Source organism: Klebsiella sp. KP20-425-1, assembly GCF_025813515.1.
Taxonomy (GTDB): domain Bacteria; phylum Pseudomonadota; class Gammaproteobacteria; order Enterobacterales; family Enterobacteriaceae; genus Klebsiella; species Klebsiella pneumoniae.
Genome location: NZ_CP109614.1, coordinates 2969705 through 2990004, shown reverse-complemented (window position 1 = coordinate 2990004; position 20300 = coordinate 2969705). Strand labels below are relative to the sequence as shown.

Below are 20300 nucleotides of genomic sequence, written 5' to 3'. Positions count from 1 at the left end.
AAATAATTCAATGCCATAACGATAGCTACTCCGTTAATACAATAATATCAGATGTTCCAATGACGTTTTATCGTGGCAATCCCTAAACCTAAAGCAGCAGCAACCTTGGCCTGGCTCAGCCCACCAGTTTTGGCTTCCTGAACTCGTTGGCGGGTGTCTGTAGCAATTGGGCGACCTAGCTTCTTACCTTCTTTCTTAGCACGCTCTAGCCCCTCTTTAGTGCGCTCTGTGATGCGGGATTTTTCAAATTCAGCAAACGCCGAGAACATCTGAAGCATTAACTTTCATTTGGCACTGGCAAGGTTGCTCGCAGGCAGATCCAACGATACAACGTCAATTCCTTTGTCTAGCAACATTGCGATAGTGTGTTGCACGTCGATATTGTCACGGTCTAAGCGGTCCAGTTTGAGCACAACCAGCCGATCACCAGACTCCAGTTTATGATTTACCATATCGGCAAAGGCTTTACGCTGCATAGCCTGAACACCACCAGAAACAACTTCTGATACAACACGATTATCAATCACATCATAGCCAGCCTGACGAATAGCCATGATTTGGTTTTCGGTTGTCTGTTCGCTGGTGGAAACTCGGCAGTATGCAAATGTACGGCTCATATCATCCCTCTCTAGGTATCAATTAACGGTATCATAATTAATTATTGGTATCATTGTTTCAATAGGGTGATTTATTGATACCATTTTTATAGAGTGTTTGTTAGTGTCGTAAAACGTAGCGATTGTGTTCTGCTGTGACCAACAACAAACTGGACCAGTGCGGCGTTTCCAACGGATGCAATAGCATTAATTATAAATGTGTGTCTCAGTGAGTGGACCCGGCGCTTGAGTCCGAACTCGTTGTAATCGGGGATGTCTAGTCCATTCATCATATCCACCCAATCTGTGGTTACGGTGGTGTAGTTGGGAAGTTTGCCAAATACACGGTCGGAATCCTTGAGGTTTTTTACACAAGCCAAAAGCCCCGCCTCAATAGTCTTATGTATTGGAACCTGGCGACGGGCGTGTTCGGTTTACCCACCTTCAATAAATATACCTGCGCCCGGTCTCCTCATCTTTCTGTATGTGGTGCTTACGGATATCCGCTATTTCACCACGTCGAGCACCTGTATAAATCAGGGGCAGTAAGTGCCATTTCCGATAATCACTGTTTGGTAGTGCAAAGAGATGCTCTTTGATTCGACTCAGTTCATTGGTTGTATAGTTCCCACCCCGGTTGGATTTAACCTCGTAACTAATCCCATCAGTAGGGGATTTGGTAAGAACATCTTTCTGATCGACTTGATACGTTTTGAACAATGAACGCCATAGCTTTAAATGTTTGTGGACATGCTCACTGGCGATCAGGTTATCCTCAGGGACATCGTAATCAATGCACTCGGCAAGACTCATTCTGGAGTAGGGTAGTTTAGTTCGAGTAGGCAGATTCTCTGCCACCTTGAGAGAATCCCTTAAATCCTGTTTCTTAACGCTATCAACAGGGACATCACCCACAACATGATAGAGGACATCAAAGAAACGCTGATTCTCATTTGCTGTTTGCTTGCGCCACTTTTGACCCTTATCCTTTATATAGTCATTCCACGCTTCCAACAATCTTGGGCAGTGTGCTGGTTCAGTCTCGGCAGTTGTCGCTGTATTTTGCTCCATTGGTGCTGGGGTAACTGCCGGGATTGTATTTTGTAAAGCTGATCCCATCGAATTAATGATCTGCTGGTATCGTGTCAAATCACCTGAATAGAATGCTTCATAAGCCTGTGACATAAGGGCCTGATTCATATCTATCTGGCTGGCGATATGGTGAACCTGATCAAGGTCGGATTCATTAACTGTTAACATCTGCTTTCTGAGTGCAGCGGTCATCATCCTGGCGGAAATATCGTTACCATTATACATATGCCCCATATAGGAGTTGGCGTAGCCTAGCGCCTTGTTCGCGGTGTCTAGAGGCGATAAAGGTTCACCTGTAATCTGTCTATGGTACCTGCCTAATTCTGGTAACTTTTTAGCCTCTTAAAGGCCACCTTTAAGCCAATTCAAAAGATATTCATCAAAGTCCTGCTTAGTGGCGGCGCGGTAACCCTGAATTTTGTGTTTGAACTCTTCGAGGCTCATCGTTCCATTCTGTACAAGGGGTATGAAAGGGCGGATCTGATTCATGATCACTTCCGCTTGCTTTCGGCTATCAGTACCGAGACTCAAGCGCACAAAACTTGTTGAATCATTTAGTCTAAAATTCGTGTAGTATGTGCGCCCACGAATCATTGTGTGACAGCTTGTGTGGTACGTTGTTTGCCATGCTGTGTGCCATGAAATATTTACAGATCAGTGAGTTAAGTTGAGTTTTAGGCTAACTCGTTGTTTTTGAAAGCATACCAGACGCCTGGGAAGGCGACACCTTAAGGAAGCTCAATGAGCGAGAAACTGCAAAAAGTGCTGGCCCGCGCCGGCCACGGCTCCCGCCGTGAAATTGAAGCGAAAATCGAAGCTGGCCGCGTCAGCGTCGACGGCAAAATCGCCACCCTCGGCGATCGTGTGGAAATTGTCCCTGGTTTAAAAATTCGTATCGATGGTCATCTGATCTCGGTGAAAGAGTCTGCCGAGCAGATCTGCCGCGTGCTGGCTTACTATAAGCCGGAAGGCGAGCTGTGCACCCGTAACGATCCGGAAGGACGCCCGACGGTATTTGATCGTCTGCCTAAACTGCGCGGCGCCCGCTGGATTGCCGTTGGTCGTCTGGACGTGAATACCTGCGGCCTGCTGCTGTTCACCACCGATGGCGAACTGGCCAACCGCCTGATGCACCCGAGCCGTGAAGTCGAGCGTGAGTACGCCGTTCGCGTTTTCGGCCAGGTGGATGATGATAAGCTGCGCCAGCTGTCGCGCGGCGTACAGTTAGAAGATGGTCCGGCAGCGTTTAAAACCATCAAATTCACCGGCGGCGAAGGGATTAACCAGTGGTATAACGTTACCCTGACCGAAGGGCGTAACCGCGAAGTGCGTCGCCTGTGGGAAGCGGTCGGCGTGCAGGTCAGCCGTCTGATCCGCGTGCGCTACGGCGATATTCTGCTGCCGAAAGGCCTGCCGCGCGGCGGCTATACCGAGCTGGACCTGGCGCAGACCAACTACCTGCGCGAGCTGGTGGAGCTCACGCCGGAAACCAGCTCTAAGGTTGCCGTCGAGAAAGACCGTCGGCGGTTGAAAGCCAATCAGATCCGTCGGGCGGTGAAGCGTCACAGCCAGACCAGCGCTAATCCGCGCCAGGGTAACAACAGCAACCGTCGTTCCAGTACTCGCAATAAGACTAACGGTTAATGTTATGCGTTCCGGTGACTTGCCGCCGGAACGCTTACTTCCTTCCGCGCTATCAGGCCCTCAGTAGTCTATCCCCATCTGCGCTTTAATCCCGGCATCAAATGCATGCTTGACCGGACGCAGTTCGCTGACGGTATCGGCCAGTTCAATAATATCGCGATGACAGCCGCGGCCGGTGATGATCACCGACTGATGGGCAGGGCGCTCACGCAGGGCGCTCAGCACCGACTCCAGCGGCAGGTAATCATACGCCACCATGTAGGTCAGCTCGTCCAGCAGCACCAGATCGAGCTGGTCGTCAGCGAGCATACGGCGGGCATGCTCCCAGACCGCCAGGCAGGCGGCGGTGTCGCTGTCGCGATCCTGGGTGTTCCAGGTGAAGCCGGTGGCCATCACCTGAAATTCGACGCCGTGAGGCTCCAGCAGATTACGCTCGCCGTTAGGCCAGGTCCCCTTGATAAACTGGATCACGCCGACTTTTTTGCCATGGCCGACGGCGCGGGTCGCGGTGCCAAAGGCGGCGGTGGTTTTGCCTTTGCCGTTGCCGGTAAAGACCATCACAATGCCGCGCTCGTCCTGGGCCGCCGCCACCCGGGCGTCAACTTTATCTTTCAGCCGCTGCTGGCGTTCGCGGTAGCGTTCATCACTCATTGGGCAATTCCTGGTTTACGTCCCGGTTGGGCGTCGAAGGTCATTCCCGTCTTGCGACGACTGTCGTCACCCATCAGCCACAGATAGACGGGCATAATGTCAGCGGGGGTTTTCAGTTTCAGCGGATCTTCCGTCGGGAACGCGCTGGCGCGCATTCCGGTGCGAGTGCCGCCGGGGTTGATACAGTTTACCCGCAGGTGGCGGCTTTGATACTCGTCGGCCAGCACCTGCATCATCCCTTCGGTGGCGAATTTGGAAACGGCATAGGCGCCCCAGTTGGCGCGGCCCTGACGACCGACGCTGGATGAGGTGAAGACCAGCGAGCCCGATTCCGAACGGAGTAATAAAGGAAGAAGCGCCTGGGTCAGCATAAAGGTGCCATTAACGTTCACCTGCATCACCTGCTGCCAGACCTCCGGCTTCTGCTCTTCCATTGGGCAGATGTCGCCGAGCAGGCCGGCGTTATGCAGCACGCCGTCAAGGCGGGGATAGTGCATGCTGATCTGCTGCGCCAGCTGCTGGCACGCCTGGGGCGTACAGGTGAGCAGGTCGAGGGTAAACCAGCGAGGGGGAATACCACCCTCACGCTCAATCTCCTGGGCGACGGTGCGCAGTTTGTCGTCGTTGCGACCCAGCAGGATAACGCTGGCGCTATAGCGCGCGTAGGTCAGGGCCGCTTCACGACCAATCCCGTCGCTGGCCCCGGTGACCAGGATGATGCGATCTTTCAGCAAGTGACGTTGTGGTTGATAATGCACGGCAACTCCTTGGGCGATCGGTTCCCGATCGCGCTTCATCTTTGGTATCTCACTTTTGCGCTGTTATGCCTGAAAGCGCCCGCCATTGCAATCGGCGAAGCGGAAAGTATTCACAAAATTAATATCTTGCAACGATTTCAGCCGCGCGAAAAAAAACAGAATCCGCTGCGCAGAGAACACAAAGCACAAAGACTTCTCGCCAGCGGCTGAGGTACACTGTGCAGCAACGTCAGTGCTTTACACAAGGTGAAAACGTGGAATTACTTGCTCAGTACGGCTTATTTTTAGCCAAGATCGCGACGGTTGTCGTCGCCATCGCGGTGATTGCCGCTATTATCGTCAACCTCGCTCAGCGCAAGAAGCAGCGCGGCGAGCTGCGGGTGACCAATCTTAGCGAGCATTATAAAGAGATGAAGGAATCGCTGGCGGTGGCGCTGCTGGACGGCCCGCAGCAGAAGCAGTGGCATAAGGCGCAGAAGAAAAAGCAAAAACAAGAGGCGAAGGCGGCCAAAGCGCGGGCGAAGCTGGGTAATGCCGAGCCGGAAGGCAAGCCGCGCGCCTGGGTGCTGGATTTCAAAGGCAGTATGGATGCCCATGAGGTCAATAGCCTGCGGGAAGAGATCACCGCGGTACTGGCGGCGGCGAAAGCGCGCGATCAGGTGGTGATTCGCCTGGAAAGCCCCGGCGGGGTGGTGCACGGCTACGGTCTGGCCGCCTCTCAGCTGCAGCGCTTGCGCGACAAGCAGATCCCGCTGACGGTGGCGGTCGACAAAGTGGCGGCCAGCGGCGGCTATATGATGGCCTGCGTGGCGAACAAAATTGTCTCGGCGCCGTTTGCGATCCTCGGCTCTATTGGTGTGGTGGCGCAGATCCCGAACCTGCACCGCTTCCTGAAGAATAAAGATATCGATATCGAACTGCACACCGCCGGGCAGTACAAACGAACGCTCACCATGCTGGGCGAAAATACCGAGGAAGGGCGGCGCAAGTTCCGCGAGGATCTCAATGAGACACATCATTTGTTCAAGGATTTCGTCCACCGGATGCGTCCGGGACTTGATATTGAGCAGGTGGCCACCGGCGAACACTGGTACGGGGTGCAGGCGCTGGAAAAAGGTCTGGTGGATGCGGTTGAAACCAGCGATGAGCTGCTGCTGGGGCTGATGGAGAGCCACGAGGTGATCGGGGTGCGTTATCAACAGCGTAAGAAGATGCTCGACCGCTTTACCGGTAGCGCGGCGGAGAGCGCCGATCGGCTTCTGCTGCGCTGGTGGCAGCGCGGTCAGAAACCGCTGATGTAAATAACATAACGCGAGGCCTGGGCCTCGCGTTATTGTTTTCACTGGTCTTAATCGACCAGGTGGTACTTGTCCGACAGTTCGTGAGCAAGATACTTAAACATGTTAAATACCGCTGTACTCTTCGGCGTCGGTAGTCCCTGCTCATCAAGGTAAAACTCACCGCTAAACACCAGGACATTGTTGCGCTGAACGACGTCGGTGGCTTCGATACCGGCTAACGTATCCTCATGTTCGCGAATAAGTTTGTTGGCTTTTTCGAGCAGCGTCTGGCGATCAATTGGTTGGGTTGTACCTTGCATAACGGACTCCTCTTTTTCTCCGCGCGTAGTTTACGCCGCGCGGCGGCGTGGGGCAAATTTTCCATGCATAAATCAGGGGTAATGGTAACCAGTGGAGAAACAGCCGTTTACTGGCGGGATTTGCTTTTGCATGCTAATAAAGTTGCGTAACGAATTTTATCAGGTACAGTGTGACGCTTTCGGCGATCTGGCAACAGATTTGCTTGACATTCGGCCAAAAATTCTTCGTGCTATGTCACCTGACGAGAAAAAGTCAGCAAACTCAAGCGCCTGGTTTTACGGAGATGAAACGGGTGTTCAGGGTTGATATTCACCGACGGTGCCGCAACATATGAGGCAGTCGCCAGTGGAGGGTGTATGAATGTGCGATGTATTCCTGGATGAATCAAATTAGGTAAAGGTGAATATGGGTAAAGCTCTCGTTATCGTTGAGTCCCCGGCAAAAGCCAAAACGATCAATAAGTATCTGGGTAATGACTACGTGGTGAAATCCAGCGTCGGTCATATCCGCGATTTGCCGACCAGTGGATCAGCTTCCAAAAAGAGCGCCGACTCTACCGCCACCAAAGGGGCTAAAAAGCCTAAAAAGGACGAACGTAGTGCTCTGGTTAACCGTATGGGCGTGGACCCATGGCATGACTGGAATGCGCACTATGAAGTACTTCCGGGTAAAGAAAAGGTAGTTTCAGAACTCAAACAGTTGGCGGAAAAAGCTGACCACATCTATCTCGCAACCGACCTTGACCGCGAAGGGGAAGCCATTGCCTGGCACCTGCGGGAAGTCATCGGCGGCGATGAACAGCGTTACAGCCGCGTGGTGTTCAATGAGATCACCAAAAACGCTATTCGTCAGGCCTTTGAAAAGCCGGGCGAACTGAATATCGATCGGGTTAACGCCCAGCAGGCGCGTCGTTTTATGGACCGCGTGGTGGGCTATATGGTTTCGCCGCTGCTGTGGAAAAAAATCGCCCGTGGTCTTTCTGCCGGGCGCGTGCAGTCCGTCGCGGTCCGCCTGGTGGTGGAGCGTGAACGTGAAATTAAAGCGTTCGTCCCGGAAGAGTACTGGGAAGTCGACGCCAGCACCACCACGCCGGGAGGTGACGCCCTGCCGCTGCAGGTGACCCATAAGGACGATAAGCCGTTCCGTCCGGTCAGCCGCGATGAGACCATGGCGGCGGTATCGCTGCTGGAAAAAGCCAGCTACAGCGTACTGGAGCGTGAAGATAAGCCGACCAGCAGCAAGCCGGGCGCGCCGTTCATCACCTCCACCCTGCAGCAGGCGGCCAGCACCCGTCTGGGCTTCGGCGTGAAAAAGACCATGATGATGGCTCAGCGACTCTATGAGGCAGGGCACATCACCTATATGCGTACCGACTCCACCAACCTGAGTCAGGACGCGCTGAACATGGTTCGCGGCTACATCAGCGACAAATTTGGCAAAAAATATCTGCCGGATAGCGCGAACCAGTACGCCAGCAAAGAAAACTCGCAGGAAGCGCACGAAGCGATTCGTCCGTCTGATGTGAACGTGCTGGCGGAAACGCTGAAAGATATGGAAGCGGATGCGCAGAAGCTTTATCAGCTGATCTGGCGCCAGTTTGTCGCCTGTCAGATGACGCCGGCGCAGTACGACTCCACCACGCTGACCGTGGCTGCGGGTGATTTCAAACTGAAAGCGCGCGGTCGCACTTTACGTTTCGACGGCTGGACAAAAGTCATGCCGGCGCTGCGCAAGGGCGATGAAGACCGGACGCTGCCGCTGGTCAAACAGGGCGACCGCCTGAGCCTGGTGGAGCTGACGCCTGCGCAGCACTTTACCAAGCCGCCGGCGCGTTTCAGCGAGGCCTCGCTGGTGAAAGAGCTGGAAAAACGCGGGATTGGCCGTCCGTCGACCTACGCGTCGATCATTTCGACCATTCAGGATCGCGGCTACGTGCGGGTGGAAAATCGTCGTTTTTACGCCGAAAAAATGGGCGAGATCGTTACCGACCGGCTGGAAGAAAACTTCCGCGATCTGATGAACTACGATTTTACCGCGCAGATGGAGGATCGCCTCGACCAGGTTGCGAACCACCAGGCCGAGTGGAAAGAGGTGCTGAACCACTTCTTCGGCGATTTTACCACCCAGCTGGCGACGGCAGAGAAAGATCCGGAAGAGGGCGGCATGCAGCCGAACCCGATGGTGCTCACCAGCATCGACTGCCCGACCTGCGGCCGTAAAATGGGGATCCGTACCGCCAGCACCGGCGTTTTCCTCGGCTGTTCGGGCTATGCCTTGCCGCCGAAAGAGCGGTGCAAAACCACCATCAACCTGGTGCCGGAGAACGAAGTCCTCAACGTGCTGGAAGGCGATGACGCGGAAACCAACGCGCTGCGCGCCAAACGTCGCTGCCAGAAGTGTGGGACGGCGATGGACAGCTACCTTATCGATCCTAAGCGTAAGCTGCACGTCTGTGGTAATAACCCGACCTGCGACGGCTACGAGATTGAAGAGGGCGAATTCCGCATCAAGGGCTATGACGGCCCGGTGGTGGAGTGCGAGAAGTGCGGGTCTGAAATGCACCTGAAAATGGGGCGTTTCGGTAAGTACATGGCCTGTACCAACGACGAGTGTAAGAACACGCGTAAGATCCTGCGCAATGGCGAAGTGGCTCCGCCGAAGGAAGATCCGGTGCCGCTGCCGGAGCTGCCGTGTGAGAAGTCTGACGCCTACTTTGTGCTGCGCGACGGGGCGGCGGGCGTCTTCCTGGCGGCCAACACCTTCCCGAAATCACGGGAAACGCGTGCGCCGCTGGTGGAGGAGCTGTACCGCTTCCGCGATCGTCTGCCGGAAAAACTGCGTTATCTCGCCGATGCGCCGCAGCAGGATCCGGAAGGCAATAAAACGCTGGTACGCTTTAGCCGTAAAACCAAGCAGCAGTACGTGGCGTCTGAAAAAGAGGGCAAAGCGACCGGCTGGTCAGCTTTCTTTATCGACGGTAAGTGGACGGAAGCCAAAAAGTAATGGCGTTCGTTCGGGCAGGAAAAGCGCGCTTTTCCTGCTCAGGCGACCGGCAGAGAGAGTGCATTTCTCTGCCGTGTCGTCTTCCCCTCTTTGCGTTAATTTCCTCCCCTTATAACCACCTATATTATTTTTCGTTAGCGTCTATACAGTGTTGATATAAATGATATAGTGGTTATAGTTAATGCCTTTTTTATTATTAAAACGTCTTATACATCATCGCTTTCAGGATGCATTGCGGCGCCACTATGGCCAACTGCCGGGAGCCCAGGGCCTTCATCGGCGACAAGTTGCCTGAACGTAAAGTGTATTAAGCGGCTTCATTTTACGCGCAAACGGATATCAGCCATGAAACTACAACAGCTTCGCTACATCGTTGAGGTGGTTAACCATAACCTGAATGTTTCATCCACCGCCGAAGGGCTCTATACCTCCCAGCCGGGTATCAGTAAGCAGGTCCGCATGCTGGAGGATGAGCTGGGCATTCAGATCTTTGCCCGCAGCGGTAAACACTTAACCCAGGTGACGCCGGCCGGGCAGGAGATCATCCGCATCGCCCGCGAAGTGCTGTCGAAAGTCGATGCCATCAAATCTGTCGCCGGAGAGCATACCTGGCCTGACAAAGGGTCTCTTTACGTCGCCACCACCCATACCCAGGCGCGCTATGCGTTACCGGGAGTGATCAAGGGGTTTATTGAACGCTACCCGCGGGTGTCGCTGCATATGCATCAGGGCTCGCCGACTCAGATCGCGGAGGCTGTGTCGAAAGGCAATGCCGATTTCGCCATCGCCACCGAGGCGCTGCATCTGTATGACGATCTGGTGATGCTGCCATGCTATCACTGGAACCGGTCGATTGTAGTGACCCCCGAGCATCCTCTGGCCACCAAGGGCTCGGTGTCCATAGAGGAACTGGCCCAGTATCCATTGGTAACCTATACCTTTGGTTTTACCGGCCGCTCCGAACTGGATACCGCGTTTAACCGTGCGGGCCTGACGCCGCGCATTGTTTTTACCGCCACCGATGCCGACGTCATCAAAACCTATGTTCGCCTGGGGCTGGGGGTAGGGGTAATCGCCAGCATGGCGGTGGATCCGGTCTCTGACCCGGATCTGGTGAAGCTGGATGCGAACGGTATTTTCAGCCACAGCACCACTAAGATAGGTTTCCGCCGTAGCACCTTCTTACGAAGCTACATGTATGATTTTATTCAACGTTTTGCTCCCCATTTGACCAGGGACGTGGTAGATACCGCGGTGGCTTTACGCTCGAATGAAGATATTGAAGCGATGTTCAAAGATATAAAACTTCCGGAAAAATAACCCTGAAAATAATAATGGCACTCCCTGCGAGGAGTGCCATTAACTATGATGGACTGTATTTAACAACTTAAACCTCGAACCAATCACAAAATTAATAATTTTTGGCAACACGTTTTTCATTATGCCCGCCGCGATCAAATAACCGGTTAAATATATTCCATCAGGCCTAAATTCACTGGATTAATCTTTTATCCATAATTAAGATTTATCTGTACCTGATGATTTGAGCAATTGGTGGTGACAATATGATAAGTAATATCGATTACATGAAACTGGCGATGTCATACGAGAATGACAAAACCGAAATCGATCCCGTTCTGCGTAGTCGCGTATGGGGCGTAGTGTTGGTAGGGTTGGCGATGTTCTGGAGCATCATCGCGCTCACCATCTGCAACATCTGGATTGTCAGCTAAAGCTGTAGGTCATCGTTGTAGATACATGTCATTTTTATGACAGTGAAAGGAAACTGTAATATAAAATCAGTGACCGGCAATACAGGGAGAATATATTTTGCCGCTGGATTCATCCAACCTGAAATCACTCACCAGAGCTAATCACTGCCCGCTGGCCGATTAGCTCTTTTTTTGTCCTCGTGTACTAATACAATATCGGCATACGCCCTCTTTGCACTATTTTGGTGCTATTTCGCCTGCTCTCGGATAATTCCCGTTTCCTCTCTCTCTGTCTCGCCGTATTTAGCAATTTGGGTTGTTATCAAAGTGTTATGCTCAGTATGTGTTATCTTTAATGGAGACCCTGAGGAGAATCAGGGTATGCCATCCCTGAGATAAAGGAGGAGCTATGTCGTCAACCCTACGAGAAGCCAGTAAGGACACGCTGCAGGTCAACGATAAAACCTGGCATTACTACAGTCTGCCGTTGGCGGAGAAGCAGCTGGGCGAGATCAGTCGACTGCCCAAGTCGCTGAAGGTGCTGATGGAGAACCTGCTGCGCTGGCAGGACGGTGACTCGGTAACTGAAGAAGATATTCGCGCCCTGGCCGGCTGGCTGCAACAGGCCCATGCCGACCGGGAAATCGCCTACCGTCCGGCACGCGTCCTGATGCAGGACTTTACCGGCGTGCCGGCGGTAGTGGATCTGGCCGCCATGCGCGAGGCGGTGAAACGCCTTGGCGGCGATACGGCGAAGGTTAATCCGCTATCGCCGGTTGACCTGGTGATCGACCACTCGGTGACCGTTGACCGCTTCGGCGACGATGAGGCCTTCGAAGACAACGTCCGCCTGGAAATGGAGCGGAACCACGAACGCTACGCTTTTCTGCGCTGGGGGCAGCAGGCCTTCAGCCGCTTCAGCGTGGTGCCGCCGGGCACCGGTATTTGCCACCAGGTGAACCTGGAATACCTTGGCCGGGCGGTTTGGAGCGAGGAGGTTCACGGCCAGTGGATGGCGTGGCCGGATACGCTGGTGGGCACCGACTCCCATACCACCATGATTAATGGTCTTGGCGTGCTGGGCTGGGGTGTGGGCGGGATTGAAGCGGAAGCCGCTATGCTGGGCCAGCCGGTGTCAATGCTGATCCCCGATGTTGTGGGCTTTAAGCTCAGCGGCAAACTGCGCGAAGGCATCACCGCCACTGACCTGGTACTGACGGTTACCCAAATGCTGCGTCAGCATGGCGTCGTCGGCAAGTTTGTTGAATTCTACGGTGACGGCCTGGATACCTTACCCCTTGCCGACAGGGCGACCATCGCCAATATGGCGCCGGAGTATGGCGCCACCTGTGGCTTTTTCCCTATCGATGACGTAACGCTCAGCTATATGCGTCTCAGCGGCCGTAGCGAAGAACAGGTCGCGCTGGTGGAAGCCTACGCTAAAGCCCAGGGCATGTGGCGCCAGCCTGGCGATGAGCCGGTCTTTACCAGTACCCTGGCGCTGGATATGAGCAGCGTCGAAGCGAGCCTCGCCGGGCCGAAGCGACCGCAGGATCGCGTGGCGCTGGGCGATGTTCCGAAAGCCTTCGCCGCCAGCGGCGAGCTGGAGGTTAACCACCTTCAGCGTCAGCGTCAGCCGGTTGACTATACGCTGAACGGGCATCACTATTCGCTACCGGATGGCGCGGTGGCTATTGCAGCGATTACCTCCTGCACCAATACCTCTAACCCCAGCGTGTTGATGGCCGCCGGTCTGCTGGCGAAAAAAGCCGTCGAACGCGGCCTGCAGCCGCAGCCGTGGGTGAAAGCTTCCCTGGCCCCAGGCTCGAAAGTGGTGTCGGATTATCTGGCCCATGCCGGCCTGACGCCTTACCTCGACCAGCTCGGCTTCAATCTGGTGGGATATGGTTGCACCACCTGTATCGGTAACTCCGGTCCATTGCCTGAACCTATCGAAGAAGCGATCAAAAAAGGCGATCTGACCGTCGGGGCAGTGCTCTCCGGTAACCGTAACTTCGAAGGGCGTATTCATCCGCTGGTGAAAACCAACTGGCTGGCCTCGCCGCCGTTGGTGGTCGCCTATGCGCTGGCGGGGAACATGAATATCGACCTCACCCGCGAGCCGTTGGGACAGGGCAAGAATGGCGAGCCGGTCTATCTGAAAGATATCTGGCCGAGCGGGGAGGAGATTGCCCGCGCGGTGGAACAGGTCTCCACCGAGATGTTCCGCAAAGAGTACGCGGAAGTGTTTTCCGGCACTGAGGAGTGGAAGGCGATCAAGGTGGAGGCGTCAGATACCTACGACTGGCAGGAGGACTCGACCTATATTCGCTTGTCGCCGTTCTTTGACGAGATGGGCGCCGAGCCGCTGCCGGTAGAGGATATTCGCGGCGCGCGGATCCTCGCCATGCTGGGCGACTCAGTCACCACGGACCACATTTCGCCGGCGGGGAGCATCAAAGCCGATAGTCCGGCAGGCCGCTATCTGCAGGAGCATGGGGTTGCCCGGCGCGACTTTAACTCCTATGGTTCCCGTCGCGGTAACCATGAGGTGATGATGCGTGGCACCTTCGCCAATATCCGCATCCGTAACGAAATGGTCCCAGGGGTGGAAGGGGGCATGACCCGCCATCTGCCGGATCCTGAACCGATGGCGATCTACGATGCGGCGATGCTGTACAAGGCTGAGGGCACACCGCTGGCGGTGATTGCCGGTAAGGAGTATGGATCAGGTTCCAGCCGTGACTGGGCGGCGAAGGGGCCGCGCCTGCTGGGGATTCGGGTAGTGATCGCCGAGTCCTTCGAGCGTATCCACCGTTCCAACCTGATCGGAATGGGCATTTTGCCGCTGGAGTTCCCGCAGGGCGTCACCCGCAAAACGCTGCGGTTGACCGGAGAAGAGCGGATTGATATCAGCAATCTGCAGTCGCTTCAGCCTGGCGCTACGGTGCCGGTGACCCTGACTCGCGCTGACGGCTCGCAGGAAGCGATCCCTTGTCGGTGCCGTATCGACACGGCGACCGAACTCACCTACTACCGCAACGACGGCATCCTGCACTACGTTATTCGTAATATGCTGTGAAACAAAGGGCCAGCATCGCTGGCCCTTTTTCGGTTATTCCACCGGTTTATTCCGTCGGCTTGCTGTTCAGCAGATGGCCCATCTTGGCGGCTTTGGTGTCCAGATAGTGAGCGTTTTTCGGGTTACGCCCGACGATCAGCGGCACCCGCTCCACAATGTTGATCCCGGCTTCGGTAAGAATTTCCACTTTTTTCGGGTTATTGGTTAATAACCGCACCTGCTCAACGTTGAGCAATTTGAACATGTCGGCGCACAAGGTGAAATCGCGCTCATCGGCGGCGAAGCCAAGCTGATGGTTCGCTTCGACAGTGTCGTAGCCCTGATCCTGCAGCGCGTAGGCGCGGATCTTATTCAATAAACCAATGTTGCGTCCTTCCTGGCGGTGATACAGCAGGATCCCCCGACCTTCTTCAGCGATATGCGACAGAGCCGCCTCCAGTTGAAAGCCGCAATCACAGCGCAGGCTAAACAGGGCATCGCCCGTCAAACACTCTGAATGTACGCGGGCGAGGACCGGCGACTGCCCTGATATATCGCCATACACCAGCGCGACATGATCCTGTCCGGTTGCCAGTTCTTCAAAACCCACCATCAGGAAATCGCCCCAGGGGGTTGGCAGTTTGGCTTCTGCCACACGTTTAAGCTGCATGTGATTCTCCAGATTCTGTCAGCACCTGACTGTGCTTTCTGTTTCCCACTATTTTGCCACAACGCCTGGACGTTCTCCTAATCGCGAACGGTTAGCCGTGTGGAAAGCGCACAAACGATCTACTTTCCGCTATGATGTTCATCTACAAGGAGAAGGAGAGAAAATGCTGTTGATAGCCCGACGAACTGCTCTCGCGGCGGCGCTGCTGCTGGTTATGCCCCTCACGGTCTGGCTTTCCGGGTGGCTGTGGCAGCCTGGACTGCCGGTTGCCATGTTGAAAAGCCTGTGGTGGGTGACGGAAACGGTGACCCAGCCGTGGGGAATTATCACTCATGTCGTGCTTTGCGGCTGGTTCCTCTGGTGTCTGCGCTTTCGCCTGCGCGCGGCGTTGATCCTGTTCCTTATCCTTGCCGCCGCTATCCTGGCGGGACAGGGGGCGAAATCCTGGGTCAAGGCGCGGGTCCAGGAGCCGAGACCGTTCGTCATCTGGCTGGAAAACACAAGGCAGGTGCCGGTGACGCAATTCTACGCGTTAAAGCGTAAAGAACGCGCTAAACTGGTGCATGAACAGCTGGCGCAGGCGCAGGACATTCCGTCATTTTTACGCAAACACTGGCAGAAGGAGACGGGGTTTGCTTTCCCGTCAGGTCACACCATGTTTGCCGCCAGCTGGGCGTTACTCGCTGCGGGGCTGCTGTGGCCGCGTCGCCGCTGGGGCACAATCGCGGTGCTGCTGGTGTGGGCGACGGCGGTGATGGGCAGTCGCCTGGCGCTGGGCATGCACTGGCCGCTGGATCTCATCGTCGCCACGCTGATCTCCTGGCTGCTGGTCACGGTGGCCTGCTGGCTGACGCAGCGCCTTTGTGGGCCGCTCTCGCCGCCCGGAGAAGAGGCGCAGGATATTAAAAAACGGATGCCTGAAGCGGAATAATGTTGATTTTAGCGGCATCCGACCGCATATCCTGAAGAGTTGCCATGCTTTTTCATTCCACCGCTGCGGCGAAAATGATACTTTATAGGGCTGAAAGCGGGCTTTTTTCGCGCAACCCACATAACGGGAAGTCATGTGAAATATTTACTCATTTTCTTACTGGTGTTAGCAATCTTCGTCATTTCAGTGACGCTGGGGGCGCAGAATGACCAACAGGTCACTTTCAACTATTTACTCGCTCAGGGTGAATTCCGCATATCGACGCTGCTGGCGGTGCTGTTTGCCGCGGGCTTTGCCATTGGCTGGCTGATCTGCGGCCTGTTCTGGCTGCGGGTGCGTGTCTCACTGGCGCGCGCGGAGCGGAAAATTAAGCGTCTTGAGCATCAGATTGCCCCCGTCAGCCCGGCGGCTGTCGACGCAGGCGTGCCTGCGGTGAAGGAATAACCTCTTATGCTGGAGTTGTTGTTTCTGCTTTTACCCGTTGCCGCCGCTTACGGCTGGTACATGGGGCGCAGAAGTGCACAACAGTCCAAACAGGACGATGCGAGCCGCCTGTCGCGAGATTACGTGGCGGGGGTTAACTTCCTGCTCAGCAACCAGCAGGATAAAGCCGTCGACCTGTTCCTTGATATGCTGAAAGAGGATACCGGTACCGTTGAGGCGCACCTGACGCTCGGTAATTTGTTCCGTTCGCGCGGCGAGGTCGACCGCGCGATCCGAATTCACCAGAGCCTGATGGAAAGCGCGTCGTTAACCTACGATCAGCGCCTGTTAGCGGTGCAGCAGCTGGGACGGGATTATATGGCCGCCGGACTGTATGACCGCGCGGAAGACATGTTCAAACAGCTGGTGGACGAGACCGATTTCCGCCTCGGCGCGCTGCAGCAACTGCTGCAGATTTACCAGGCGACCAGCGACTGGCAGTCGGCTATTGAAGTGGCTGAACGGCTGGTGAAGCTGGGAAAAGAGAAACATCGTGGCGAAATCGCCAACTTCTGGTGCGAACTGGCCCTGCAGCAGATGGCAGCCAACGATCTGGATAAAGCGATGGCGTTGTTGAGAAAAGGCGCCGCCGCGGACCGCACCAGCGCCCGGGTATCGATCATGATGGGCCGGGTGTGGATGGAAAAGGGCGACTACGCCAAAGCGGTGGAGAGCCTCGAGCGGGTTATCGATCAGGATAAAGAGCTGGTGGGTGAAACGCTGGAGATGCTGCAGACCTGCTACCAGCAGCTCGGCAAAACCGATGAATGGGAAGTTTTTCTGCGCCGCTGCGTGGAGGAGAACGCCGGGGCGACCGCCGAACTGATGCTGGCGCAGATCCTCGAGCAACGGGAAGGCGTCGAAGCGGCGCAAAACTACGTCACCCGGCAGCTGGAACGCCACCCGACCATGCGCGTCTTCCATAAGCTGATGGACTACCATCTCAACGAAGCGGAAGAAGGGCGGGCGAAAGAAAGCCTTGGAGTGCTGCGAAACATGGTTGGTGAGCAGGTGCGCAGCAAACCACGCTATCGCTGCCAGAAATGCGGGTTTACCGCTCATACACTTTACTGGCATTGTCCGTCCTGCCGCTCGTGGGCGACCATTAAACCTATTCGCGGTCTCGACGGCCAGTAAAGCCAAAAAAAAGCCCTCCGTTAGTTACAACATACTTATCGCTTCACTCCTCTCCAGGCGCGGCCCCGGCAGCGCCATCGTCCGGTCAGGGCAGGTACGGCAGTCTGTTATTTTGTTCGCTTCACAGGTAGAATGCTGCCCGTTTACCTTTTTTGCGCCACCCCGGCGCCCATCAACACTAAGGTCTGGTCATGACGTCTACAGCTATCCCATCTTCCCGCGCTGTCACATCCTCTCCCGTTGTGGTTGCGCTCGACTATGATAATCGCGATAAAGCGCTGGCATTTGTCGACCGCATCGACCCGCGCGACTGCCGCCTGAAGGTGGGCAAAGAGATGTTCACCCTGCTGGGCCCGCAGTTTGTCCGCGATCTGCATCAGCGTGGGTTTGAGGTGTTCCTGGACCTTAAGTTTCACGATATTCCCAACACCACCGCCCGCGCGGTGGCCGCAGCGGCTGAGCTGGGCGTATGGATGGTGAATGTCCATGCTTCCGGCGGCGCGCGAATGATGACCGCCGCGCGCGAAGCGCTGCTGCCTTTTGGCAAAGATGCGCCGCTGCTGATCGCTGTCACGGTGCTCACCAGCATGGAGTCCAGCGATCTACAGGATCTGGGCATTACCTTATCTCCGGCTGACTACGCGGCGAAGCTGGCGGCGCTGACCCAACGCTGCGGCCTTGATGGGGTGGTGTGTTCAGCCCAGGAGGCGGTGCGCTTTAAGCATGAGCTGGGGCAGGCGTTTAAGCTGGTGACCCCGGGGATTCGTCCGCAGGGCAGCGACGCTGGCGATCAGCGGCGAATTATGACTCCTGAGCAGGCTCAGGAAGCTGGGGTAGACTATATGGTGATTGGTCGCCCGGTTACTCAGTCGGCGGATCCAGCCGCGACGCTGCGGGCGATCAACGATTCTCTGCGCAAGGGGGCATAATGAGCGATTCCAACAGCCGTCTGGTCTACTCCACCGAAACCGGGCGTATCGACGAGGCGAAACCGGCGCCGGTGCGCCCGAAAGGCGACGGCATTGTGCGGATCCAGCGCCAGACCAGCGGCCGCAAGGGCAAAGGCGTCTGTCTGATTAGCGGGATTGATGCCGATGATGCTGCGCTAACCGCTCTGGCGGCAGAGTTGAAAAAAAAGTGCGGCTGCGGCGGCGCGGTGAAAGATGGCGTGATCGAGATCCAGGGCGATAAGCGGGATTTACTCAAGTCGCTGCTTGAGGCGAAAGGGATGAAGGTCAAGTTAGCCGGTGGCTGATCGCTATTTTCCCTCTGCTCCAATGGTCTGGTTGAAATAACAAGGCCGCGGTAAATGCCGCGGCCTTGAATGATTTAACGTGCGTAAGTCAATTCGTGTGAATTATTCTTTTATTTCGTCAGATAATTAAATTATTTGCCGACCTGGTGACCAATAATACCACCGACTGCTGCGCCACCCAGGGTACCGAGCGCGCTACCGTCAGTTAACACCGCACCACCGATAGCGCCGGCGCCAGCACCGATAGCCGTGTTACGATCGCGTTTAGACATGTTAGAGCAAGCGCTCAGAGACATTGCTACAGTGACAGCCAGAACGACAGCAGCCATTTTTTTGCTCGTTGAAGTCATCATTTTTTTTCTCCTGAATAATCTATTCATGGATTACAGCGCTCCTTTAAGCATAGCCTGATAAAGCAGCTTTAGGGCAATTCCATGAAGTTAAGGTGCGCAGGTGTCACGAAAATCACGCAGGTGATAGTCACTTCCTGTTATATCGCTAATAATAATTTTACTTTTTTTAAAATTTATCGTCAGGTAAAAAGTCTTAATTAGCGGCTCGGAATACTCTCAGAGCGATAAAGCGCCCCTTCCGGCGCTTTGGCAGGAGATGGGGCGGCGGAGGATCAGATGTAGGGCACGATATCGACGGTCAGGCCGCTGCGGAGCAATTGTTCGCGACAGGCGTCCGGTAAGCGATCGTCGGTAATAACGCGATTAAAGCGGCCGGCGGGACCGAGCGGATAGGGATGTACCGCGCTGAATTTTGAACTGTCGCTAAGAATAATTGCCTCACAATGCTTCTCCAGCACGGCGTTCACCACGTCCGCACGCATCATATCGCGGCCGGTAAAGCCGGTTTCCGCCTGCCAACCGTCGATCCCGATGAAGGCTTTGCTGAAATGCACCTGCTGGATGAACTGACGGGTTAGCGGACCGACCATACTCTCACTGCGTTTCTGATAAATTCCGCCCAGCAGGATCACCTCTCCTGGGGTCTCTTTCAGCAGATGGGCGATATAGCTGCTGACGGTAATGATGGTGATATCGCCGCGCTCGGCCAGCGTACGCGCCAGCAGGGCATTGCTGCTGCCGTTTTCGATAAATACCGTTTCACCGGTATTCACTAGCGCCGCAGCCCGGCTGGCCAGCTCACGCTTAATGGCGAAATGGGTCATCATGCGGGTTTCGACATCTTCGCTGTCCAGCGGTACGGCATAGCCATGAGTACGACGCAAATAGCTCTGCTTTTCCAGCAAATTCAAATCCTGACGAATAGTAACCTCAGAGACACCGGTCATCTTCGCCAGATCGGCGACGCTCATGCGGCCTTTATCGATGACCACTTGCAAAATACTTTGTTGTCGGGCGTTCATAGCAACATCACTGTTAGGGGGCTATATGGCGAGCAACCGGTCCATATGGCCGGCTGCGGCATGGCTGATATTCAGATTTCCCAGGGCGCCTTGGGTTGGTTTTGTTGTTCAGCATCGTCCGCCGCCAGCGCCAGCAGCTCCGCTTTGAGGATCTCCAGATTATGGATCGCAGAATGGTAATCACCGGCAACCAGAATATCCAGCACGGTATCGATACGTTGAGCGAGCAGGTGGGCATTCACATCTGACATGGCATTATCCTGGTAACAAAAACGAATGAAATCAATGATGCTAAAAATGAATGAAAAAGAGAAGCGAAAAAAACGCACAA

The 20300-nt window shown here is 55.1% G+C and carries 21 protein-coding genes and 1 pseudogene; 12 read left to right on the top strand and 10 right to left on the bottom strand.

Annotated features, from left to right (window positions below):
• Positions 1–47: 47 nt before the first annotated feature.
• The 3 genes and pseudogenes from OHJ17_RS14710 to OHJ17_RS14700 form a co-directional block, all read right to left on the bottom strand.
• Positions 48–617: pseudogene (locus OHJ17_RS14710) on the bottom strand (recombinase family protein).
• A gap of 423 nt (positions 618–1040) precedes the next feature.
• On the bottom strand, positions 1041–1913 hold the full coding sequence (locus tag OHJ17_RS14705) for a site-specific integrase (protein WP_188117719.1): 873 nt from the start codon (positions 1911–1913) through the stop codon (positions 1041–1043).
• A gap of 117 nt (positions 1914–2030) precedes the next feature.
• Positions 2031–2177: a hypothetical protein gene (locus OHJ17_RS14700; protein ID WP_162823327.1), complete on the bottom strand. Its 147-nt coding sequence runs from the start codon at positions 2175–2177 to the stop codon at positions 2031–2033.
• Positions 2178–2429: 252 nt separating this feature from the next.
• Here OHJ17_RS14700 and rluB point away from each other — a divergent pair, with 252 nt between their 5' ends.
• Complete coding sequence (gene rluB, locus OHJ17_RS14695; RefSeq protein ID WP_002901746.1) at positions 2430–3332, top strand: 23S rRNA pseudouridine(2605) synthase RluB; 903 nt, start codon at positions 2430–2432, stop codon at positions 3330–3332.
• A 60-nt stretch (positions 3333–3392) separates the two neighbouring features.
• Here the strand turns inward: rluB and cobO are convergent, their stop codons facing one another.
• Positions 3393–3983: a cob(I)yrinic acid a,c-diamide adenosyltransferase gene (gene cobO, locus OHJ17_RS14690; RefSeq protein WP_002901749.1), complete on the bottom strand. Its 591-nt coding sequence runs from the start codon at positions 3981–3983 to the stop codon at positions 3393–3395.
• On the bottom strand, positions 3980–4741 hold the full coding sequence (locus tag OHJ17_RS14685) for a YciK family oxidoreductase (protein ID WP_004196459.1): 762 nt from the start codon (positions 4739–4741) through the stop codon (positions 3980–3982). The genes cobO and OHJ17_RS14685 overlap by 4 nt, the downstream gene beginning before the upstream one ends.
• Between OHJ17_RS14685 and OHJ17_RS14680 the strand changes: the two genes are divergently transcribed.
• Entirely contained in the window at positions 4736–4951 is a 216-nt protein-coding gene (locus tag OHJ17_RS14680; RefSeq protein WP_004210741.1) for a hypothetical protein, read from the top strand. The two genes, OHJ17_RS14685 and OHJ17_RS14680, sit on opposite strands and share 6 nt — an antisense overlap.
• 44 nt (positions 4952–4995) lie before the next feature.
• On the top strand, positions 4996–6042 hold the full coding sequence (gene sohB, locus OHJ17_RS14675; protein WP_002901758.1) for a protease SohB: 1047 nt from the start codon (positions 4996–4998) through the stop codon (positions 6040–6042).
• 47 nt (positions 6043–6089) lie between these two features.
• Here the strand turns inward: sohB and OHJ17_RS14670 are convergent, their stop codons facing one another.
• Complete coding sequence (locus OHJ17_RS14670; protein WP_002901761.1) at positions 6090–6341, bottom strand: YciN family protein; 252 nt, start codon at positions 6339–6341, stop codon at positions 6090–6092.
• A gap of 406 nt (positions 6342–6747) precedes the next feature.
• Between OHJ17_RS14670 and topA the strand changes: the two genes are divergently transcribed.
• The 4 genes from topA to acnA all read left to right on the top strand — a co-directional run bounded on the left by topA (position 6748) and on the right by acnA (position 14139).
• Positions 6748–9345: a type I DNA topoisomerase gene (gene topA / locus OHJ17_RS14665; RefSeq protein ID WP_002901763.1), complete on the top strand. Its 2598-nt coding sequence runs from the start codon at positions 6748–6750 to the stop codon at positions 9343–9345.
• A 345-nt stretch (positions 9346–9690) separates the two neighbouring features.
• Positions 9691–10665 carry an HTH-type transcriptional regulator CysB gene (gene cysB, locus OHJ17_RS14660; RefSeq protein WP_002901772.1) on the top strand — a complete coding sequence of 325 codons (975 nt, stop codon included), beginning with the start codon at positions 9691–9693 and terminating at the stop codon, positions 10663–10665.
• A gap of 245 nt (positions 10666–10910) precedes the next feature.
• Entirely contained in the window at positions 10911–11078 is a 168-nt protein-coding gene (locus OHJ17_RS14655; RefSeq protein WP_002901776.1) for a YmiA family putative membrane protein, read from the top strand.
• Positions 11079–11466: 388 nt separating this feature from the next.
• Positions 11467–14139 carry an aconitate hydratase AcnA gene (gene acnA, locus OHJ17_RS14650; protein WP_016947418.1) on the top strand — a complete coding sequence of 891 codons (2673 nt, stop codon included), beginning with the start codon at positions 11467–11469 and terminating at the stop codon, positions 14137–14139.
• 46 nt (positions 14140–14185) lie between these two features.
• Here the strand turns inward: acnA and ribA are convergent, their stop codons facing one another.
• Positions 14186–14788: a GTP cyclohydrolase II gene (ribA, locus tag OHJ17_RS14645; RefSeq protein WP_002901778.1), complete on the bottom strand. Its 603-nt coding sequence runs from the start codon at positions 14786–14788 to the stop codon at positions 14186–14188.
• A 163-nt stretch (positions 14789–14951) separates the two neighbouring features.
• Here ribA and pgpB point away from each other — a divergent pair, with 163 nt between their 5' ends.
• From pgpB to yciH, 5 genes are all read left to right on the top strand, one after another.
• The gene (gene pgpB, locus OHJ17_RS14640) at positions 14952–15719 is read left to right on the top strand and encodes a phosphatidylglycerophosphatase B (RefSeq protein ID WP_002901779.1); all 768 of its coding nucleotides are present in this window, start codon (positions 14952–14954) and stop codon (positions 15717–15719) included.
• Between the two features lie 135 nt (positions 15720–15854).
• On the top strand, positions 15855–16163 hold the full coding sequence (locus tag OHJ17_RS14635; protein ID WP_002901780.1) for a LapA family protein: 309 nt from the start codon (positions 15855–15857) through the stop codon (positions 16161–16163).
• Positions 16164–16169: 6 nt separating this feature from the next.
• Positions 16170–17339 carry a lipopolysaccharide assembly protein LapB gene (gene lapB / locus OHJ17_RS14630; protein ID WP_002901781.1) on the top strand — a complete coding sequence of 390 codons (1170 nt, stop codon included), beginning with the start codon at positions 16170–16172 and terminating at the stop codon, positions 17337–17339.
• 191 nt (positions 17340–17530) lie between these two features.
• Complete coding sequence (gene pyrF, locus OHJ17_RS14625) at positions 17531–18268, top strand: orotidine-5'-phosphate decarboxylase (protein ID WP_004151907.1); 738 nt, start codon at positions 17531–17533, stop codon at positions 18266–18268.
• The gene (gene yciH / locus OHJ17_RS14620) at positions 18268–18594 is read left to right on the top strand and encodes a stress response translation initiation inhibitor YciH (RefSeq protein ID WP_002901782.1); all 327 of its coding nucleotides are present in this window, start codon (positions 18268–18270) and stop codon (positions 18592–18594) included. The genes pyrF and yciH overlap by 1 nt, the downstream gene beginning before the upstream one ends.
• Before the next feature lie 131 nt (positions 18595–18725).
• Here yciH and osmB read toward each other — a convergent pair whose 3' ends face one another.
• The 3 genes from osmB to OHJ17_RS14605 form a co-directional block, all read right to left on the bottom strand.
• Positions 18726–18944, bottom strand: coding sequence for an osmotically-inducible lipoprotein OsmB (osmB, locus tag OHJ17_RS14615; protein WP_002901783.1), 219 nt, complete (start codon positions 18942–18944; stop codon positions 18726–18728).
• 275 nt (positions 18945–19219) lie between these two features.
• On the bottom strand, positions 19220–19969 hold the full coding sequence (locus OHJ17_RS14610) for a DNA-binding transcriptional regulator YciT (protein WP_002901785.1): 750 nt from the start codon (positions 19967–19969) through the stop codon (positions 19220–19222).
• A 71-nt stretch (positions 19970–20040) separates the two neighbouring features.
• The gene (locus tag OHJ17_RS14605) at positions 20041–20220 is read right to left on the bottom strand and encodes a YciZ family protein (protein WP_002901786.1); all 180 of its coding nucleotides are present in this window, start codon (positions 20218–20220) and stop codon (positions 20041–20043) included.
• Between the last annotated feature and the right edge of the window lie 80 nt (positions 20221–20300).

What these genes read in the sequence shown, in the direction of transcription:
- acnA (WP_016947418.1), top strand. Translation starts at nt 11,467, where the DNA reads ATGTCGTCAACCCTACGAGAAGCCAGTAAGGACACGCTGCAGGTCAAC.
- OHJ17_RS14610 (WP_002901785.1), bottom strand. Translation starts at nt 19,969, where the DNA reads ATGAACGCCCGACAACAAAGTATTTTGCAAGTGGTCATCGATAAAGGC.
- OHJ17_RS14655 (WP_002901776.1), top strand. Translation starts at nt 10,911, where the DNA reads ATGATAAGTAATATCGATTACATGAAACTGGCGATGTCATACGAGAAT.
- cobO (WP_002901749.1), bottom strand. Translation starts at nt 3,983, where the DNA reads ATGAGTGATGAACGCTACCGCGAACGCCAGCAGCGGCTGAAAGATAAA.
- lapB (WP_002901781.1), top strand. Translation starts at nt 16,170, where the DNA reads ATGCTGGAGTTGTTGTTTCTGCTTTTACCCGTTGCCGCCGCTTACGGC.
- pyrF (WP_004151907.1), top strand. Translation starts at nt 17,531, where the DNA reads ATGACGTCTACAGCTATCCCATCTTCCCGCGCTGTCACATCCTCTCCC.
- cysB (WP_002901772.1), top strand. Translation starts at nt 9,691, where the DNA reads ATGAAACTACAACAGCTTCGCTACATCGTTGAGGTGGTTAACCATAAC.
- yciH (WP_002901782.1), top strand. Translation starts at nt 18,268, where the DNA reads ATGAGCGATTCCAACAGCCGTCTGGTCTACTCCACCGAAACCGGGCGT.
- OHJ17_RS14680 (WP_004210741.1), top strand. Translation starts at nt 4,736, where the DNA reads ATGCACGGCAACTCCTTGGGCGATCGGTTCCCGATCGCGCTTCATCTT.
- rluB (WP_002901746.1), top strand. Translation starts at nt 2,430, where the DNA reads ATGAGCGAGAAACTGCAAAAAGTGCTGGCCCGCGCCGGCCACGGCTCC.
- osmB (WP_002901783.1), bottom strand. Translation starts at nt 18,944, where the DNA reads ATGACTTCAACGAGCAAAAAAATGGCTGCTGTCGTTCTGGCTGTCACT.
- ribA (WP_002901778.1), bottom strand. Translation starts at nt 14,788, where the DNA reads ATGCAGCTTAAACGTGTGGCAGAAGCCAAACTGCCAACCCCCTGGGGC.
- OHJ17_RS14605 (WP_002901786.1), bottom strand. Translation starts at nt 20,220, where the DNA reads ATGTCAGATGTGAATGCCCACCTGCTCGCTCAACGTATCGATACCGTG.
- pgpB (WP_002901779.1), top strand. Translation starts at nt 14,952, where the DNA reads ATGCTGTTGATAGCCCGACGAACTGCTCTCGCGGCGGCGCTGCTGCTG.
- OHJ17_RS14705 (WP_188117719.1), bottom strand. Translation starts at nt 1,913, where the DNA reads ATGTATAATGGTAACGATATTTCCGCCAGGATGATGACCGCTGCACTC.
- topA (WP_002901763.1), top strand. Translation starts at nt 6,748, where the DNA reads ATGGGTAAAGCTCTCGTTATCGTTGAGTCCCCGGCAAAAGCCAAAACG.
- OHJ17_RS14670 (WP_002901761.1), bottom strand. Translation starts at nt 6,341, where the DNA reads ATGCAAGGTACAACCCAACCAATTGATCGCCAGACGCTGCTCGAAAAA.
- OHJ17_RS14700 (WP_162823327.1), bottom strand. Translation starts at nt 2,177, where the DNA reads ATGAATCAGATCCGCCCTTTCATACCCCTTGTACAGAATGGAACGATG.